Source organism: Serratia marcescens subsp. marcescens ATCC 13880 (assembly GCF_017299535.1).
GTDB classification, from domain to species: Bacteria; Pseudomonadota; Gammaproteobacteria; order Enterobacterales; family Enterobacteriaceae; genus Serratia; species Serratia marcescens.
The window spans coordinates 2,232,852-2,249,640 of the sequence record NZ_CP071238.1 but is presented as its reverse complement, the minus strand read 5'-3'; the positions used below and the strand labels follow the sequence as shown (position 1 = coordinate 2,249,640).

Sequence of the window (16,789 nt, the reverse complement as noted above, 5' to 3'; positions counted from 1 at the left end):
CACCGCCTGCGAGGCAAAGTCGGCATCACGTAAGGAGAGCGCCATTTGGCGTTAATTTATCTCCCGCACGATGAAAAAGGCAAGCGCCATAAGGGAGATAATGGCGGGATCGCCGGTTTTGGCGCTATTCCGGCGATTTTGTCTCGGGTTTGCTGTTAATCAGCCAGACGCCGAACAGAATAAACAGCGTGCCCAACGTTTTCAGCAGCGTAGCGGACTCGTTAAACCACGGCAGGATCACCGCCGCCAGGTAAACCAGCGCATAGCTGACGCTCAGCAGAGGATAAGCGCGGTTTAACGGCAGATGGCGCAGAGCAAAGAACCAACACAGCATCGACAGCGCATAACCGAAGATGCCGCCGCCCACCGCCAGCAGCGGCAACCCGTTGTCGCCGATCAGCGCCAACGAGACGTCGGCGAACGACATCAGCGGGATCTGCACCATGCCCCACTTCATCAGCAACTGCGCCAGCGTCACCAGCAGTACGCTGGCGGCGCCCCAGGCATAGCCCTTCATGAATGCACGCTCATCAGCAGGATCCCCAGCATAATCGACGCCACGCCGCACCAGTGGCGAACGGTCGTCGGCTCATGAAACAGCCAGCGCGCCGCCAGCGTCACCATCACGAAGTTCAGACTGAGCATCGGGTAAGCCAGGCTGAGCGGCAGGCGTTGCAACACATTGAGCCACACCGCCATGCCCAGCCCCAACAGCAACACCGCCAGCGCCAACCAGCGCAGCGTCTGTTTCAGCCGCGTCTCGTCTGCCCGTTCCCAACAGTGCGCCGCCTGTTTCTGGCACAGCTGCCCACCACAGGTGAGCAGGCTGACCACTATCACCAACAAAAAACCGATCATGGTTGCTGTTTATACCACATCAGCACCAGGCGGTTCATACGATCCACCTTGTCTGCGACCGGCAGCTCCTGCGGCAGCGTTTCATCACGGGACAGCTGCAACACCAGCGACACATTGCCCTGCTTGCGCGCCTGCGCCAGCCACTGCGGGAAGTCGGCATCGCTGATCAGGTGCCCCCTGGCGTCCGGGTACTCAAGACCATAGGCCACCTCGCCTTTCTGGCTGTACATCAGCACGTCGCTGCGCTTCAGTTCCCAGGCCAGGCCGGCCGCCAATCCGACGCTGTCGCTCAACACATAGCGGCTGTCGCTCAGTTCAGCCATCGTGGCGCGGACGAAGTTTTGCGGCAGTTTGGAATCGGTCACCTGTTGCGGAATGGCGTAACCGATCACCAGGCACAGCAGCACCGGGCAAGCCGCCGCCCAGCGCCATTGGCGGCCGTTATCGCGCGCAGAAACCAATGCGAACAGCAGCCAGCCGCCGAAGGCGATCAGGCCGAGCACCACTTTCGGCCACTCCTGGGGAGTAAACAGATGCGCTTTCGGCAGCAGACCGGAGCTCAACACCACCAGCGCCACGATGCCAATCAGCCCGAACAGGCCGTTCAACCAGGCATTGGCCTTGAACAGCTTGGCGCGCAGCGTGGCGGCATAGTCTTCCGCATAGGCGGTCATCAGCAGCGCCAGCGGCGCCATGCACGGCAGAATGTAGGTCGGCAGCTTGCCTTTGGCGATGCTGAAGAAGATCAGCGGCATCAGCGCCCAGCTCAGCAGGAAGAACAGCTCCGGACGCTGTACGCGCTCGCGCCAACCTTTGAGCAGCGCGCCGGGCAGCAGCGCCAGCCAAGGCAGCACCGCCGCCAGCAGAACCGGCAGGTAATACCAGAACGGCGCCTTGTGTTGAGCATTATCTTCGGCGAAACGCTGAATATGTTCGACCCAGAAGAAATAATTCCAGAAATCGGGTTCGCGTTGCGCGATAGCCAGCGCCCACGGCAGGCTGAGCAGCGTAGCGGTCACGATCGCCACCGGGCCATAGCACAGCAGATCCTTGATGCGGCGTTGCTGAATGACGATCGGGATCACCGCGATCACCGGCACCGCCAGCGCCAGGAAGCCCTTGGTCATAAAGCCCATGCCACAGGCCAGGCCCAGCAATGCGTAAGCGCCCAGCTTGCCCTTGACCGAGGAGGCCTTCAGCGTCAGGTAATAGCTGACCATCGCCGCCGCCAGCCACAGCGAAATCATCGGATCCAACACGCTGTAAGTGCCGATGCTGAACACCAGCACCATCGACAGGAACATCAACATCGCCAGGCTGGCGCGGCGCGCATTGCGCCACATCAGCATCGCCAGCGCGAACACCAGCAATGCGGTCATGCCGGTGCTGAACACCGAGCCGAAGCGCACCGCAAAGTTGTTTTCGCCAAACAGCCACTGGCTGATGTTATTGAACCAGTAACCCGCTACCGGCTTCTCGAAATAACGCAGCCCCAGCAGATGCGGCACCACCCAATCGCCGCGTTGCAGCATTTCACGGCTGATCTCGGCATAACGCGTTTCATCCGGCTGCCACAGCAGGCGGCCGTTAAGCGGGATCAGGTAAACCAGAGCAAAAAAAACGGCCAGCAGAATGGCCCAGGATCCTTTTAGCGCCTTCATGTAACGTCCTTCACATCGGTTTGACAGCCCAGCCAACCTTCGCGGCCGGGGAAAGGAGCGCGCTTGATGCGGCCCAACGGCAGTGACGCCAAATCTTGCGGTAACAGCGCGCTCAGCGGACAGAATTCGATGCCCTGCCGCTGTGCGCGTTGCAATAACTGTTCGAACATCGCCGCTTGCGACATGCCTTCCACTTCGGTGTGAATGGTGTACACCGGCACGCCGCGATCGTTCTCGATGGCGCGCAGAATGTAGTCGTTGAAGTCGGCCATGCTGACTTCGCTGCCGATCACTTCGTCAAAGGTCGGCAACGTGACCGGGATCTGCACCGTACCGTGACGCCCATCGCTCAGCACCGGACGAAACGGATGGGTGCCGCGGCAATCGCTGTTGTAATGGAAGCCGAAGCGCTGCTTGACCTCCAGCACGCGCGTATCGGCGCGCCAGCCCGCCACGGCGGAGCATTTCACCGGCTGGCCGGTGCAGGCGCTCAGAGCGTCGACGCCCCGCTGCACCTGCTCGGTCAGCTGCGCCTCGCTCCACTTGCCGACCTTGGCCTGCCAGCCCTGGTGATCCCAGGCGTGCAGCCCGACTTCATGGCCGGCTTCGGCGGTGCGCTTCATCAGCGGCCCCAACGCGCGCGAAATATTGCGCCCCGGCCAGGCGGTGCCGGCCAGCAGAATATCCAGGCCGTACAGCGAGGCGGCGTTCGAACGCAGCATTTTCCACAGAAATTTCGGACGCAAAAGGCGCCAAAGATGGCGCCCCATGTTGTCCGGTCCCACGCTGAAGAAGAAGCTGGCCTGAATGTCGTACTTTTCGAACAGGTCCAGCAACTGCGGCACCCCTTCACGGGTGCCGCTGAAGGTATCTACATCAACCCGCAGACCGACTTTCTTCATGCACCGTTCCCTTCCTGAACGGTAGTGCGCAGGAAGTAGTCCAGCGTATCGGCGACGGTTTGCTTCATCTCGATGGTCGGCTGCCAGCCCAGCAGGCGGTGAGCGTTTTTGATGCTCGGCGTGCGGTGCTCGACGTCCTGGTAACCTTTGCCGTAGTAGCTGCTGCTCTCTACGTCCTTGAAGCCGGCAAACGGCGGGAAGCGGTCGCGCAACGGGTGGTTGTTGAAGCTTTCCAGCAGCATTTCCGCCAGCTCGCGAATGCTCGCTTCGTTGGTCGGGTTGCCGATGTTGACGATCTGGCCGTCGCACAGGCCGTCGCGGTTCTCGATGATGCGGAACAGCGCTTCGATGCCGTCGTTGATGTCAGTGAAGCAACGTTTCTGCGCGCCGCCGTCCATCAGTTTGATCGGCGAACCTTCCACCAGATTGAGGATCAGCTGAGTGATGGCGCGGGAAGAACCGATGCGCGCAGCGTCCAGGTTATCCAGACGCGGCCCCATCCAGTTGAACGGACGGAACAGCGTGAACTTCAGGCCTTCTTTGGCGCCGTAAGCCCAGATCACCCGATCCAGCAGCTGTTTGGAGACCGAATAGATCCAGCGCTGCTTGTTGATTGGCCCGACGATCAGACGCGAATGGTCTTCGTCGAACTCTTTATCGTCGCACATGCCATACACTTCAGAGGTGGACGGGAAGATGATGCGCTTGTTGTATTTCACACAGTCGCGAACGATCTTCAGGTTCTCTTCGAAGTCCAGCTCGAACACGCGCAGCGGGTTACGGGTGTATTCGATCGGCGTCGCGATCGCCACCAGCGGCAGCACCACGTCGCATTTCTTGATGTGATACTCGATCCACTCGGAGTGGATGCTGATGTCGCCTTCCACAAAGTGGAAACGCGGGTTGTCGAGGAAGCGGCTGATGGCGTCAGAACCGATATCCAGACCGTAGATGTCGTAGCGGTCGTCGCGCAGCAGGCGCTCGGTCAGGTGGTTGCCGATGAAGCCGTTAACCCCGAGGATCAGCACGCGGGTGCGGCGTTTCATTACGGCGTTCGGCTTGGCGGCCAAACGCACGTCGGTGACGATGCCCATTTCCTGCGCCAGGCGGCTGCCCTGCACGTACAGACCGCTGTCGTTCTGACCGGCGACGATCTCCAGCGCGCCTTCGCCACAGGCGATGACCAGCGGCGAGGTGCTCAGCACGGTGCCCGGCTGTTTATCGTGTTGGGTGTCCAGCACGCGAGAGCGCCAGACAATCAGTTTGCGCTGGCCGAGGTAGCTGAACGCGCCCGGGTACGGCTCCGTGACGGCGCGCACCAGGTTATTGATCTCTTTAGCGGATTTGTGCCACAGGATCTCGCCGTCCGCCGCGGTGCGACGGCCGAAGTAGCTGGCCTGAGACTCATCCTGCCGGGTGAAGGTGGCGGTGCCGTTCTTCAGTTTCGGCAGTTGCTCTTTCAACACGACCTGCGCGGCTTCCAGCACTTTTTTGTGCAGCGTCAGCGCAGTGTCGTTGTCTGCGATGGTCACTTTCTGCTGACCGACGATATCGCCGGCGTCCGGGCGTTTCACCATTTTGTGCAGCGTGGCGCCGGTTTCGGTTTCGCCATTCACCAGCGCCCAGTTCACCGGCGCGCGGCCGCGGTAACGCGGCAGCAGCGAGCCGTGCAGGTTGAAACCGCCCTGCGGCGCCAGCGACAAGATCTCGTCGCTCAGCATGTGACGGTAATAGAACGAGAAGATCACGTCCGGCTGCAGTGCGCGAATGCGGTCAACCCACAGCGGGTGATTTACGTCTTCCGGCGCATAGACCGGCAGATCCAATTCGGCGCCCAAACGGGCCACAGAGGAGAAGAAGTTGTTCTCACCAGGGTCGTCGGTGTGCGTGAACACGGCCTGCACGTCATAACCCGCCTCAGTCAGCGCTTTCAGACCTGCGCAGCCAATATCATGGTAAGCAAATACAATAGCTTTCATCATTCTTCTTCCTGAGTATTGTGGTCATGCTGTGCACCGACCACTTTCTGAACAAAATAGCGAGGACGCGCACGCACGTCGGTATAGATGCGGCCGATGTATTCACCCAACAGCCCCATGCCGACAAACTGGGCGCCGATAAAGGTGAACAGGACGGCGAAAAGGGTGAACACGCCGCCGGCGGCCCATTCAGGGCCGAGCAGCAGACGCAGTGCAATCAGCACCAGCGCCAGCACAAACCCGGACAGCGCCACGATGCTGCCGACCACGCTGAGCAAACGCAGCGGCGTGGTGGTCAGGCAGGTGATCAGGTCATACATCAGGTTGATCAGCTTCATCAGGCTGTACTTGGAGTCGCCAAACTCGCGCTCGGCGTGACGCACGTCGATCTCGGTCGTGCGGCGGGCGAAGGTGTTCGCCAGAATCGGGATAAAGGTGCTGCGCTCATGGCAGTGCAGCATCGCCTCAACGATATGACGACGGTAGGCGCGCAGCATGCAGCCGTAGTCCCCCATCGACTTGCCGGTGGCGCGTTGAATCATCATGTTGATCACGCGCGAGGCGCTTTTGCGGAACCAGGAGTCCTGACGGTTGGCGCGCACGGTGCCCACCACGTCATAGCCCTCTTCCGCCACGCTGACCAAACGAGGGATCTCCTCCGGCGGGTTCTGCAGATCGGCGTCCAGCGTAATCACCAGATCGCCGGTCACCTGGTTGAAACCGGCCATGATCGCCGAGTGCTGGCCGTAGTTGCGGTTCAGCAAAACGGCGATCACGTGGCTGTCCGGCTTTTCCGCCGCCACGGTCAGCATGTCAGCGGAGTTGTCGCTGCTGCCATCGTCGACGAGGATGATTTCATAAGGTTGAGATAACTGCTTACAGGCGGCAGTAGTACGCTCCAGCAACGCCGGCAGGCTTTCCTGCTCGTTGTATACCGGGATGACTACCGACACTTTTTTAATCGGTTCAACGCGAGACACGTAAAGACTCCACAACAGAAGACAAGGCATTGACCACGCGATCCACGTCGGCGTCGGTCATGTCAGGGAATAGCGGTAAGGTGCACAGCCGCGCCGAGTTCCATTCGGTATTCGGCAAAGAAAGCTGCGGATAACGCTCACGATAGAATTTCTGGGTGTGCGCGGCGCGGAAATGCAGCCCGGTGCCGACGCCAACCTCTTTCAGGCGCTCCATCAGCTGGTCGCGATCGATGCCGCAACGCGCCGGATCGACGCGGACCATGAACAAGTGCCAGGCGTGGTCATGTGGATAATCCGGCACGCCCAACGGTTGGAACGGCGAGCCTTCCAACGCGCTCAGGTAGCGCTGTGCCAGCGCCTTACGCCGTGCGTTCAGCTCAGCGAAGCGTGACAGCTGCACCACGGCGATCGCCGCGTGAATGTCGGACAGGTTGTACTTGTAACCCGGCTCCACCACTTCGGCCTGCGGTTTGCGGCCTAGCTGCTGGCGATCGAAGGCATCGACGGCCAGACCATGGAACTTCAGACAACGCAGGCGATCCGCCAGCGCATCGTCATCGGTGGCTATCAGACCGCCTTCGGCGCAGGTCACGTTTTTAATCGCATGGAAAGAGAAAATCGCCGTGCCGCGTGCGCCGACCCATTCGCCGTTGTAGCGCGTGCCGACCGCATGGGCGGCGTCTTCGATCAGCGGTAAGCGGTGGCGTTCGGCCACGGCGCGCAGCGCATCCATTTGCAGGGGAGCACCGGCATAATGCACCGGAACAATCGCTTTGGTATTGGGGGTGATGGCAGCCTCGACATCGGCTGCGCTGACCATCAGCGTATCACGGTCAACGTCGATCATCACCGGCGTGGCGCCCAGCAGCTCAATCATGTTGAGGGTGGAAACCCAGGTTTGCGAAGGGGTGATGACTTCGTCGCCGGGGCCGATGCCCAGCGCCATCAGCGTGATGTGCATGCCCGCCGTGGCGGAACTGACGGCGATGGCGTGCTTACAGCCGAAAGTGGAACAGAAGTCATTTTCCAGTTGCTGGTTTTGCGGCCCGGTGGTGATCCAGCCGGAACGCAGCACTTTCTCTACCGCGGCGATTTCTTCGTCGCCGATGGCCGGACGAGAGAAAGGCAAAAATTGATCCATAGTTAACCCCAAACGTATCGAACTGCTTTTGATGACACTGTAAATCCCTTTCGTTTAACGAATATTAAACGCCAGAGAAGAATCGTTTCCGTGGATTAACTGCCAATGTAAGGCCGCAAGCTTAACTAAACCTTAAGACGAGGATTGTCATCAGTAGGAGAACTGATGGATAGGCGCCGTCATCATTAATTTAATTTTATTATGTAAATCAAGTAATTATATTTATTAATAATTATTTACTTATTTTATTTTTGCCGAATCAAGCGTAGCACGTCATTGGCGTTTTTCAAGAAAACTCACGAGAAAATGAGAGGCAGCACAATAATAGCCGATGATTACCCGGCTATTTATATTCACTATGTTTAGTTTTCGTTTACATTTATGCCGCGGGACGAATTAAGCCGTGCGGGTCATGATCCAACGCTGGTTCCCCACCCATTGCAGGTGGAAATCCACTTCATAGATCTGCGACAACAGTGCGGGTGCCATCACCTCACGGGTGATGCCCTGCGCGACCAACTGCCCAGCGTGCAACAACCAAACCCGATCGGCCTGCTGCAGGGTATGATTCAGATCGTGCGCGCACACCAGCGCGCTTCGCCCACTTTGGCAGAATTCGCGCAGCAGGCGATCCAGCGCGACCTTTTGCGCCACATCCAGGCTATTGGTCGGTTCATCCAGCAGCAACAATCGGCTGTGCGGATTGACGCTGGGCCATACCTGCAGCAATACCGCCGCCAGCCGCACCCGTTGCCATTCGCCACCGGAAAGCTGTGTCAGCATGCGTGACAGTTTATCCACCAGCTTCAACCGCTGGCACAGATAGAGGATGGTATGCTCCACTTCGGTTTGCGCCGCGCCGGCAGGCCGGTGCAACGCCAAATACTGAAACACCGGCATCAGCGACACCGGCGGCTGTTGCTGGCTGAGATAACCGCGTCGGCGCGCCAGCTCGCTCCCCGGATAATCGGCTAACGCGCGTCCGTCCAGGCAGACTTCGCCCAGCCCCGGCAGCATGCCCGCCACCCGCGCCAGCAGGGTACTCTTCCCTGCGCCATTTGGGCCGATCAGGTGAACCTGCAACCCGCCGTCAATCTGTGCCGAAAAAGGCGCCAGGCGCCCCGCCACCCCAACCTCAACGAGTTGCAGCATCCGTATTATCCTGCCAGCGCTTGTTTCACCGCCGCCACCAGCGCCGGATCCTCAGGTGTGGTGTCAGGCGAGAAGCGCTGGATCACCGTGCCGTCGCGCGCGATAAGGAATTTCTCGAAGTTCCACAGAATGTCGCCGGGGTGCTTCGGCGCACGCCCCTTGCTGGTCATCCGCGCCAGGAACTCGCTGCCTTCCGGCGCGACAGCCTCCGGCTGTGCGGCAATCAACGCTTGATACAGCGGATGACGGTGTTCGCCGTTCACCTCAATCTTGGCAAACATGGGGAATTGCACGCCGAAGGTTCCGCGGCAAAACGCCAGGATCTCTTCGTTGCTGCCCGGCTCCTGGCCCAGGAATTCATTGGACGGGAACCCCAGGACTTCCAGCCCTCGTTCGCGATAGGTTTCGTACAGCGCTTCCAGCCCTTCGTACTGCTTGGTCAGGCCGCACTCCGAGGCCACGTTGACCACCAGCAGCACCTTGCCCTGATAGGCACCCAGCGTGGTCGTCTGATTTTCGATGGTTTGTAACGGCAGGTTGTCGATTGGCTTGCTCATCGGTTGTCATCCTTTGGTTTTTTAATGGCAGGTGAATGAAGAAAACTACCTTACGCCTTTTGTCCGGGTCAGTAACCAGATAAATAGCGGTGCCCCCAGCGTGGCGGTCACCACGCCGATCGGCAGCTCGGCCGCCAGCAGCGCAACGCGAGCGATCACATCGGCCACCAGCAACACCCCGGCCCCCGCCAGCGCGCAGGCCGGCAGCAGATAGCGCTGGTCTGTCAGGCCAGTGAGCCGCAAAATATGCGGGATCACCAGCCCAACGAAGCCGATCACCCCGGCGAGCGCCACGCTGACGCCAACCAGCCAGCCGATCGCCAGCACCAGCAGGTTACGCCACAAATGCAGCGACAGCCCGAGCTGGCGCGCCTGCACCTCGCCCAGCGCCATCAGATTGAGCGCTCGGCCCTGGCCACACAGCCACAGCAACACCGGCAGCAGCGCCAGCACCAGCCACTTTTGGCGCCAGTCGACGCCGCCGAAACCACCCATCATCCAGTACATCAGCTGTCGCAGATCGAGGCTGGTGCTGAAATAGACCGCCCAGGTCATCAGCGCGCTGCACACGATGCCCAGCGCCACGCCGACCAGCAACAGCCTTGCATTGGTCAGACGTCGCCGGCGAGCGAAACCCAGCAGCAAGAAGGTCATCGCCAGCGCACCGACTATCGCGGCGGCGCTCATCAGCGCCACCGGCAACAAACCGTGCCCCAACAACACCGTCAGCACCAACGCGACACCGGCGCCGTTAGCGACGCCCAGCAGACCGGGCTCCGCCAGCGGGTTTTCAAACAGCGCCTGCATCACCGCGCCCGCCACCGCCAGGGCGGCGCCGACCAGCATCACCGCCAGCGCGCGCGGCAAACGCAGTTGCCAAACGAACAGTTGCGCTCGATCGCTGAACCACGCTGACGGCCATATCCATTGGTCGCCGGCGCAAAGGCTGACCAGCAACGCCACCGCCACGCCCAGCGCCAACAGACTGAGCTGGCGTTTATCGCGGTAGCGTTGATGTTGCAACAGTAAGGTGAAGGTACGGCTGGTTGGCATGGCGCGGCGGTTCCCTGCCGGCCGCTGTCGTGGCCGGATAATTGACGTTTGAGTCGAATATTAGGGGGTTAACGCCGTAAGGGGAAGTCTTGCGTGGATCGTGGCTCAGGAAAGCAGCGGCTGGCCTTGCCCGTCATCGCAGCAATGATGGCAAAACCAGCCGCCGATAAACTCAGGGATTAACGATGCGGGCCGGCGTTGCCCGGCGGATAAGGTTGGCCGCGGCCGTCATCGCGGCGGTCATGGTCACCGCGATCGTGATGACGGCGGTCGTGGTCGCGACTATCGCGATCGCCGTGGAATGGATTGCCGCTGCGTTCCGGTTCACGATGCGCATAGCCACGCGGCGGCGAAGGTTGCCAGCGTCCGCCGTCCCAGTACATACCGCGCGCATTGCGCTCACCCAGGCCGCGGCCCTGGTGCGCATGCCACCACTGTGGGGGACGCCAGTCATAGCCATCCCAGTAGTAACCACGGCGGTCCTGATCCCCCAAATGCAGGGAAACGCCCGGCACGTTGATATCGACGGAGACATCGGCCTGTGCCGCCAGCGGCAGCAACAACGGGAAACACACCAGCAACAGGATCTTTTTCATTTTGCCTTCTCACTCTATTTTTCTTGCTGCAGTGGTTATATCAGTGCGCTTATTTAGCGACTATCTCACCGGCGCCTATTTTCAGATCGTTTTCGACGGCCTTACACAATCCCGACACTGTTTGCCGCCGCCTTTAATTATTATTGCCTCTGCCAAGGCTTAACGAATAACTGACATCGCTTAAGCGGCGCGACAATGATAATTAAACGGATCCCCACTGGAGGATAATAAGATGATTAAACGTATCGGTATGCTGCTGGCCGTGGTCGCCCTCGCCTCAACCCTTAGCGCCTGCTGCTGGGGCCCGCACGGGGGCGGCGGCCACCGCGGCGACGGCCCTGGCCATTATTACGGCCGTTATTGAAGCGGGAAATAAAAGCCACGCATTACATGAAATAAGATATGAGAATATTCTGCAATTAAGGGAGATGATTTTCGCCGTGCCGACTTAACGGCTCAATGAAGTCTTGTCTTATCGATTAGGAATAAACTGAATTTTGTCTCAGAAAAGAAAAAGGCCGCGCAAGCGGCCTTTTTTGATGTCACGTCACTCACCCTTTCGGGCTGGCGTTTTCTACCCGGCTTTTCAGCTTCTGCCCCGGACGGAAGGTCACCACGCGGCGCGCCGTAATCGGAATGTCTTCGCCGGTCTTCGGGTTACGCCCCGGACGTTGGTTCTTGTCACGCAGATCAAAGTTGCCAAAACCCGACAGTTTTACCTGTTCGCCATTCTCAAGGGCCCGACGGACCTCTTCAAAGAACAGTTCCACCAGGTCTTTGGCGTCCCGTTTGCTAAGCCCAAGCTTCTCAAACAGGTGTTCTGACATTTCAGCTTTAGTAAGCGCCATAGGTTCAATCCCTCAAGGATGCTTGGAATCGCTGTTTTAGAGCCTCTACGCATTTTGCAACGGTAGCGGCTATCTCCTCTTCTTCCAGTGTACGAGCGGTATCCTGCAATACCAGACTGATAGCCAGGCTCTTGTCACCTTCTGCCACGCCCTTGCCACGGTACACGTCAAACAAGTTTACGCCAACTACCTGATTTGCGCCAACTTTCTTACACTCGGCCAAAATATCTTCTGCGGGGACGTTTTCAGCCACCACAATGGCGATATCACGGCGGTTTGCCGGGAAGCGCGAAATCTCCCGCGCCTGAGGCACGGCGCGGCTCGCAAGCTTGTTCCACTCCAGTTCAAACACCACGGTGCGGCCGTTAAGATCCAGTTTACGTTCAAGTTCCGGGTGAACCACACCGATGAAACCAACGCGTTCGCCATGCAAATAAATCGCCGCACTTTGCCCTGGATGCAGGGCCGGATTGGCTTCCGCCCGGAACTGAATTTCGGATAATTTACCAGTCAGCTCGAGGACAGACTCCAGATCCCCTTTTAAATCATAGAAGTCGACGGGCTTGCGCGCCAGATCCCAATGTTCATCGTGCGTATGGCCGGCGATCACGCCCGCCAGCATGACATCCTGACGGATACCCAGATCTGCCGCACTATCAGGCACAAAGCGCAGACCGCTTTCGAACAGACGCAGACGCGTCTGCTGGCGGTTCTGGTTATACACCACCGCAGACAGCAGGCCGGTCCACAGCGACAGACGCATCGCCGACATTTCTACCGAAATCGGGCTTGGCAGGATCAGCGCTTCTTCATTCGGGTGCAACAACGCCTGCACCTTCGGATCGACGAAGCTGTAGGTGATCGCTTCCTGATAACCGTGATCGACCAGCATGGTCTTCACGCGCTTCAGCGTCAGATCGGCTTCGCGATGCTGGGTCATCACCAGATCGGCGCGGACCGGCACATCCGGGATGTTGTCGTAGCCGTAAACGCGCGCCACTTCTTCCACCAGATCCTCTTCGATCTCCATATCGAAACGCCAGCTCGGCGCGACCGCTTGCCAGCTGTCGCCCTGCTCGGTCACCTGGCAACCCAGACGGCGCAGAATGTCGCTGACCTGCTCGCTCGGCACCACGTGGCCGATCAGGCGATCCAGTTTCTCGCGGCGCAGCGTGATGGTGGCGCGCTTCGGCAGTTCGTTCTCGTGGGTCACGTCGATTATCGGGCCGGCCTGGCCGCCGCAGATGTCGAGCAGCAGGCGCGTGGCGCGCTCCATCGCTTTGTACTGCAGCGCCGGATCGACGCCGCGCTCATAGCGGTGAGAAGCGTCGGTGTGCAGGCCGTGACGACGCGCGCGGCCGGTGATCGACAGCGGGCTGAAGAAAGCGCACTCAAGCAGCACGTCCTGAGTTTCCCCGTTGACGCCGGAATGCTCGCCGCCGAAGATGCCGCCCATCGCCAACGCTTTTTGATGATCGGCGATCACTAAGGTGTCGGCGTTCAGTTTGGCTTCGTTACCGTCCAGCAGCGTCAAGGTTTCCCCTTCTTCCGCCATGCGCACCACGATGCCGCCGTCGATGCGGCTCAGATCGAAGGCGTGCATCGGCTGGCCAAGTTCCAACAGCACATAGTTGGTGACGTCGACGACGGCATCGATAGAACGGATACCGCAACGACGCAGTTTTTCACGCATCCACAGCGGGCTTGGCGCCTTGACGTCGATGCCTTTCACCACGCGGCCCAGATAACGCGGGCACGCCTGCGGCGCGTCAACGCGGATCGGCAGCGTGGCGTCGATAGTGGCAGCCACCGGGCTCATATCCGGCTCGGTCAGCGCCACCTGGTTCAGTACGCCCACGTCGCGCGCAACGCCGATGATGCCCAGGCAGTCGGCGCGGTTCGGGGTAACGCTGATCTCGATGGTGTTGTCGTTCAGTTTCAGGTAGTCACGGATGTCGGTGCCGATCGGCGCATCCAGCGGCAGCTCGATGATGCCGTCATGATCGTCGGAAATGCCCAGCTCGGAGAATGAGCACAGCATGCCTTCCGAAGGCTCGCCGCGCAGCTTGGCGGCCTTGATTTTGAAATCGCCCGGCAGCACTGCGCCCACGGTGGCGACCGCCACTTTCAGGCCGGTACGGCAGTTCGGCGCGCCGCAGACGATGTCGAGCAAGCGATCGCCGCCGACGTTGACCTTGGTGACGCGCAGTTTGTCGGCATTCGGGTGCTGACCGCACTCGACCACTTCACCCACCACAACGCCGTTAAACGCGCCGGCGACAGGATCCACGCCGTCCACTTCCAGGCCGGCCATGGTGATTTGATCGGATAATGCTTCGCTGCTGATGGCCGGGTTTACCCACTCGCGCAACCAGAGTTCACTGAATTTCATGTGATATTCCCGCCTTACTTAAACTGTTTGAGGAAACGCAGATCGTTTTCGAAGAATGCGCGCAGATCGGTGACGCCGTAACGCAGCATCGTCAGGCGCTCCATGCCCATGCCGAAGGCGAAGCCGGAGTAGACTTCCGGATCGATGCCCACGTTGCGCAGCACGTTTGGATGCACCATGCCGCAGCCCAGCACTTCCAGCCACTTGCCGTTCTTGCCCATCACGTCCACTTCAGCGGACGGCTCGGTGAACGGGAAGTAGGACGGACGGAAACGAACCTGCAGGTCTTCTTCAAAGAAGTTGTTCAGGAAATCGTGCAGCGTGCCCTTCAGGTTGGTGAAGCTGATGTCTTTATCGACGATCAGCCCTTCCATCTGGTGGAACATCGGGGTGTGAGTCTGATCGTAGTCGTTACGGTAAACGCGGCCCGGCGCAATGATGCGGATCGGCGGCTGTTGGTTCTTCATGGTGCGGATCTGCACGCCGGAAGTCTGGGTGCGCAGCAGGCGCGTGGCGTCAAACCAGAAAGTATCGTGGTCGGCGCGCGCCGGGTGATGCCCTGGAATGTTCAGCGCGTCGAAGTTATGGTAATCGTCTTCAATCTCCGGGCCGGTGGCAACGGAAAAGCCCAACTCGCCGAAGAAGGTTTCGATACGGTCGATGGTGCGGGTCACCGGATGCAAACCGCCGTTCTCCATGCGACGGCCCGGCAGGGAGACGTCGATGGTTTCAGCCGCCAGGCGCGCGTTCAGCGCGGCGCTTTCCAGCGCGTTCTTACGCGCGTTCAGGGCGTCCTGCACTTCTTGCTTGGCCTGGTTGATCACCGCGCCGGCCGCCGGACGGTCTTCCGCCGGTACGTCACGCAGAGACTGCATCTGCAAGGTGAAATGACCTTTCTTGCCAAAATATTCGACGCGCACCAAATCTAACGCGGCAACATCCTGGGCATCTTCTACGGCTGCCTTGGCATTGGCAACCAGCTCTGCGAGATGTGGCATTGCTTTCCTCTTCCTCTGGCCGGGATGGCCCTAAGTAATTGTTATCTATTATTCGAACACGCCTTTGAGCAATCTTCAAAGACTTTTCAATGCGTTGTCGACCAGGTGACTCACCTGCGCGGCACAGGGCCGGCTGAGTGTCTGCCCCCTCGCCGCAGCAATGTGCAAGGCGAGGCGATGGCCAAAAACAAAAAAGCCTCCACGAGGGAGGCTTAGGCGCTACTTTTCGTTTCTTTTCTTACGCGCGAAGCCTCCTGAAATCAGGCGCTAAAGTAAAAAAAGAAACGAAAAATAGCTGCGTGCATGATTGCGGTACCTTGTCGATGATTGTCCACCAGTGATATAGCGGCGGGCAATAAAAGTCAATATTTGTCGCTGAAAACAAAGATTAAAAGAGGGAGCAAGCTCCCTCTTCAACTGACTTACGCCAGAGCTGCTTTCGCTTTCTCAACCAGTGCGCCGAAGGCCACTTTGTCGAAGACTGCGATGTCAGCCAGGATCTTACGGTCAATTTCGATCGACGCTTTTTTCAAGCCGTTGATGAACTTGCTGTAAGACAGACCGTTCTGACGAGCAGCTGCGTTGATACGTGCAATCCACAGCTGACGGAACTGACGCTTACGTTGACGACGGTCACGGTAAGCGTACTGACCTGCTTTGATTACTGCCTGGAAGGCAACACGATATACGCGCGAACGGGCACCGTAGTAACCTTTCGCCTGCTTCATGATTTTCTTGTGACGTGCGCGTGCAATTACACCACGTTTTACGCGAGCCATATGCTCTCTCCTAAAGTCTTATTCTAAATTCAAAAAAAATGGCTTATGCGTACGGCAGGCACGCGGTAACCAGGACCAGATCGTTTTTAGACACCATGCCTTTCGGACGCAGGTGACGTTTACGCTTGGTTGCTTTTTTGGTCAGAATATGACGCAGGTTGGCATGTTTACGCTTAAAACCACCGCTGCCGGTTTTTTTGAAGCGCTTGGCTGCACCACGTACAGTTTTAATCTTTGGCATTTTAATTAAATCCACTTCGCATTGTTAAACAACGAATCAGTTGGGCGAATAAAACCCACACAGCGCAAGCGCCGCGCGGGTTCCATTACTTGTAAGCCTTACTGTTTCTTCTTAGGAGCGAGCACCATAATCATCTGGCGGCCTTCGATCTTCGTAGGGAAGGATTCGACCACTGCCAGATCCATATCTTCACACAGGTCTTTACGGACGCGGTTAAGCACTTCCATACCGATCTGCTGGTGCGCCATCTCACGCCCGCGGAAACGCAGGGTGATTTTGGCTTTATCGCCATCTTCCAGAAAGCGAATCAGGTTGCGTAGTTTGACCTGATAGTCGCCATCATCGGTGCCAGGACGGAATTTGATTTCCTTGACCTGAATAACTTTTTGCTTCTTCTTCTGTTCTTTCGTCGACTTGCTCTTCTCGTAGAGGAATTTGCCGTAATCCATGATTCGGCAAACTGGCGGTTCGGCATTTGGGCTGATTTCTACTAAATCAACGCCCGCTTCCTCAGCTTTTTCAAGAGCTTCATTCAGACTGACAATACCAATCTGCTCGCCATCGACGCCGGTTAGGCGAACTTCTTGCGCGCGAATTTCTCTGTTAATGCGATTAGGACGCGCCGGTTGAACTCGTTTTCCGCCTTTAATAC

19 protein-coding genes and 1 other annotated feature are annotated in these 16,789 nt (G+C 58.7%); of the genes, 1 reads left to right on the top strand and 18 read right to left on the bottom strand.

Annotated features, from left to right (window positions below; translation table 11 throughout):
- Window positions 1-124: 124 nt before the first annotated feature.
- From arnF to J0F90_RS10775, 11 genes are all read right to left on the bottom strand, one after another.
- Window positions 125-517: a 4-amino-4-deoxy-L-arabinose-phosphoundecaprenol flippase subunit ArnF gene (gene arnF / locus J0F90_RS10825; RefSeq protein WP_016927955.1), complete on the bottom strand. Its 393-nt coding sequence runs from the start codon at window positions 515-517 to the stop codon at window positions 125-127.
- Window positions 514-858 carry a 4-amino-4-deoxy-L-arabinose-phosphoundecaprenol flippase subunit ArnE gene (gene arnE, locus J0F90_RS10820; RefSeq protein WP_033640506.1) on the bottom strand — a complete coding sequence of 115 codons (345 nt, stop codon included), beginning with the start codon at window positions 856-858 and terminating at the stop codon, window positions 514-516. Before arnE ends, arnF begins: the two co-directional genes overlap by 4 nt.
- Window positions 855-2,519 (bottom strand): lipid IV(A) 4-amino-4-deoxy-L-arabinosyltransferase, encoded by a 1,665-nt coding sequence (arnT, locus tag J0F90_RS10815; RefSeq protein WP_033640507.1) that lies wholly within the window; start codon window positions 2,517-2,519, stop codon window positions 855-857. The genes arnE and arnT overlap by 4 nt, the downstream gene beginning before the upstream one ends.
- Window positions 2,516-3,421 (bottom strand): 4-deoxy-4-formamido-L-arabinose-phosphoundecaprenol deformylase, encoded by a 906-nt coding sequence (arnD, locus tag J0F90_RS10810; RefSeq protein ID WP_016927957.1) that lies wholly within the window; start codon window positions 3,419-3,421, stop codon window positions 2,516-2,518. Before arnD ends, arnT begins: the two co-directional genes overlap by 4 nt.
- Window positions 3,418-5,400: a bifunctional UDP-4-amino-4-deoxy-L-arabinose formyltransferase/UDP-glucuronic acid oxidase ArnA gene (gene arnA / locus J0F90_RS10805; protein ID WP_033641428.1), complete on the bottom strand. Its 1,983-nt coding sequence runs from the start codon at window positions 5,398-5,400 to the stop codon at window positions 3,418-3,420. Before arnA ends, arnD begins: the two co-directional genes overlap by 4 nt.
- On the bottom strand, window positions 5,400-6,380 hold the full coding sequence (arnC, locus tag J0F90_RS10800; protein ID WP_033640508.1) for an undecaprenyl-phosphate 4-deoxy-4-formamido-L-arabinose transferase: 981 nt from the start codon (window positions 6,378-6,380) through the stop codon (window positions 5,400-5,402). Before arnC ends, arnA begins: the two co-directional genes overlap by 1 nt.
- Window positions 6,367-7,521 (bottom strand): UDP-4-amino-4-deoxy-L-arabinose aminotransferase, encoded by a 1,155-nt coding sequence (arnB, locus tag J0F90_RS10795; RefSeq protein WP_033640509.1) that lies wholly within the window; start codon window positions 7,519-7,521, stop codon window positions 6,367-6,369. The genes arnC and arnB overlap by 14 nt, the downstream gene beginning before the upstream one ends.
- Before the next feature lie 396 nt (window positions 7,522-7,917).
- Window positions 7,918-8,673 carry a vitamin B12 ABC transporter ATP-binding protein BtuD gene (gene btuD, locus J0F90_RS10790; RefSeq protein ID WP_016927960.1) on the bottom strand — a complete coding sequence of 252 codons (756 nt, stop codon included), beginning with the start codon at window positions 8,671-8,673 and terminating at the stop codon, window positions 7,918-7,920.
- Window positions 8,674-8,678: 5 nt separating this feature from the next.
- On the bottom strand, window positions 8,679-9,230 hold the full coding sequence (locus tag J0F90_RS10785) for a glutathione peroxidase (RefSeq protein WP_004931411.1): 552 nt from the start codon (window positions 9,228-9,230) through the stop codon (window positions 8,679-8,681).
- 45 nt (window positions 9,231-9,275) lie between these two features.
- Window positions 9,276-10,283, bottom strand: a complete 1,008-nt coding sequence (gene btuC / locus J0F90_RS10780) for a vitamin B12 ABC transporter permease BtuC (RefSeq protein WP_033640510.1) — start codon at window positions 10,281-10,283, stop codon at window positions 9,276-9,278.
- Between the two features lie 179 nt (window positions 10,284-10,462).
- Window positions 10,463-10,879 (bottom strand): DUF2502 domain-containing protein, encoded by a 417-nt coding sequence (locus J0F90_RS10775; RefSeq protein WP_033640511.1) that lies wholly within the window; start codon window positions 10,877-10,879, stop codon window positions 10,463-10,465.
- Between the two features lie 232 nt (window positions 10,880-11,111).
- Between J0F90_RS10775 and J0F90_RS24815 the strand changes: the two genes are divergently transcribed.
- Window positions 11,112-11,243 carry a hypothetical protein gene (locus J0F90_RS24815; protein ID WP_016927963.1) on the top strand — a complete coding sequence of 44 codons (132 nt, stop codon included), beginning with the start codon at window positions 11,112-11,114 and terminating at the stop codon, window positions 11,241-11,243.
- A 187-nt stretch (window positions 11,244-11,430) separates the two neighbouring features.
- Here the strand turns inward: J0F90_RS24815 and ihfA are convergent, their stop codons facing one another.
- The 7 genes from ihfA to infC all read right to left on the bottom strand — a co-directional run bounded on the left by ihfA (window position 11,431) and on the right by infC (window position 16,787).
- Window positions 11,431-11,727 (bottom strand): integration host factor subunit alpha, encoded by a 297-nt coding sequence (gene ihfA, locus J0F90_RS10770; RefSeq protein ID WP_004931414.1) that lies wholly within the window; start codon window positions 11,725-11,727, stop codon window positions 11,431-11,433.
- A gap of 4 nt (window positions 11,728-11,731) precedes the next feature.
- Window positions 11,732-14,119: a phenylalanine--tRNA ligase subunit beta gene (gene pheT / locus J0F90_RS10765; RefSeq protein ID WP_016927965.1), complete on the bottom strand. Its 2,388-nt coding sequence runs from the start codon at window positions 14,117-14,119 to the stop codon at window positions 11,732-11,734.
- Window positions 14,120-14,133: 14 nt separating this feature from the next.
- A complete protein-coding gene (pheS, locus tag J0F90_RS10760) occupies window positions 14,134-15,117 on the bottom strand; it encodes a phenylalanine--tRNA ligase subunit alpha (protein ID WP_004931416.1) in 984 nt (327 codons plus the stop codon).
- Window positions 15,118-15,303: 186 nt separating this feature from the next.
- Window positions 15,304-15,426: a sequence feature (Phe leader region), on the bottom strand.
- Complete coding sequence (gene pheM, locus J0F90_RS10755) at window positions 15,378-15,422, bottom strand: pheST operon leader peptide PheM (RefSeq protein ID WP_121626058.1); 45 nt, start codon at window positions 15,420-15,422, stop codon at window positions 15,378-15,380. It overlaps the preceding feature by 45 nt.
- A 113-nt stretch (window positions 15,427-15,539) precedes the next feature.
- On the bottom strand, window positions 15,540-15,896 hold the full coding sequence (rplT, locus tag J0F90_RS10750; RefSeq protein ID WP_004931417.1) for a 50S ribosomal protein L20: 357 nt from the start codon (window positions 15,894-15,896) through the stop codon (window positions 15,540-15,542).
- Between the two features lie 43 nt (window positions 15,897-15,939).
- Entirely contained in the window at window positions 15,940-16,137 is a 198-nt protein-coding gene (rpmI, locus tag J0F90_RS10745; protein ID WP_004931418.1) for a 50S ribosomal protein L35, read from the bottom strand.
- Between the two features lie 98 nt (window positions 16,138-16,235).
- Window positions 16,236-16,787: a translation initiation factor IF-3 gene (infC, locus tag J0F90_RS10740; protein ID WP_048233542.1), complete on the bottom strand. Its 552-nt coding sequence runs from the start codon at window positions 16,785-16,787 to the stop codon at window positions 16,236-16,238.
- Window positions 16,788-16,789: the final 2 nt, after the last annotated feature.

Coding starts and splice junctions, on each gene's coding strand:
- arnF (WP_016927955.1), bottom strand. CDS start 517: ATGAAGGGCTATGCCTGGGGCGCCGCCAGCGTACTGCTGGTGACGCTG.
- arnE (WP_033640506.1), bottom strand. CDS start 858: ATGATCGGTTTTTTGTTGGTGATAGTGGTCAGCCTGCTCACCTGTGGT.
- arnT (WP_033640507.1), bottom strand. CDS start 2,519: ATGAAGGCGCTAAAAGGATCCTGGGCCATTCTGCTGGCCGTTTTTTTT.
- arnD (WP_016927957.1), bottom strand. CDS start 3,421: ATGAAGAAAGTCGGTCTGCGGGTTGATGTAGATACCTTCAGCGGCACC.
- arnA (WP_033641428.1), bottom strand. CDS start 5,400: ATGAAAGCTATTGTATTTGCTTACCATGATATTGGCTGCGCAGGTCTG.
- arnB (WP_033640509.1), bottom strand. CDS start 7,521: ATGGATCAATTTTTGCCTTTCTCTCGTCCGGCCATCGGCGACGAAGAA.
- btuD (WP_016927960.1), bottom strand. CDS start 8,673: ATGCTGCAACTCGTTGAGGTTGGGGTGGCGGGGCGCCTGGCGCCTTTT.
- J0F90_RS10785 (WP_004931411.1), bottom strand. CDS start 9,230: ATGAGCAAGCCAATCGACAACCTGCCGTTACAAACCATCGAAAATCAG.
- btuC (WP_033640510.1), bottom strand. CDS start 10,283: ATGCCAACCAGCCGTACCTTCACCTTACTGTTGCAACATCAACGCTAC.
- J0F90_RS10775 (WP_033640511.1), bottom strand. CDS start 10,879: ATGAAAAAGATCCTGTTGCTGGTGTGTTTCCCGTTGTTGCTGCCGCTG.
- J0F90_RS24815 (WP_016927963.1), top strand. CDS start 11,112: ATGATTAAACGTATCGGTATGCTGCTGGCCGTGGTCGCCCTCGCCTCA.
- ihfA (WP_004931414.1), bottom strand. CDS start 11,727: ATGGCGCTTACTAAAGCTGAAATGTCAGAACACCTGTTTGAGAAGCTT.
- pheT (WP_016927965.1), bottom strand. CDS start 14,119: ATGAAATTCAGTGAACTCTGGTTGCGCGAGTGGGTAAACCCGGCCATC.
- pheS (WP_004931416.1), bottom strand. CDS start 15,117: ATGCCACATCTCGCAGAGCTGGTTGCCAATGCCAAGGCAGCCGTAGAA.
- rplT (WP_004931417.1), bottom strand. CDS start 15,896: ATGGCTCGCGTAAAACGTGGTGTAATTGCACGCGCACGTCACAAGAAA.
- rpmI (WP_004931418.1), bottom strand. CDS start 16,137: ATGCCAAAGATTAAAACTGTACGTGGTGCAGCCAAGCGCTTCAAAAAA.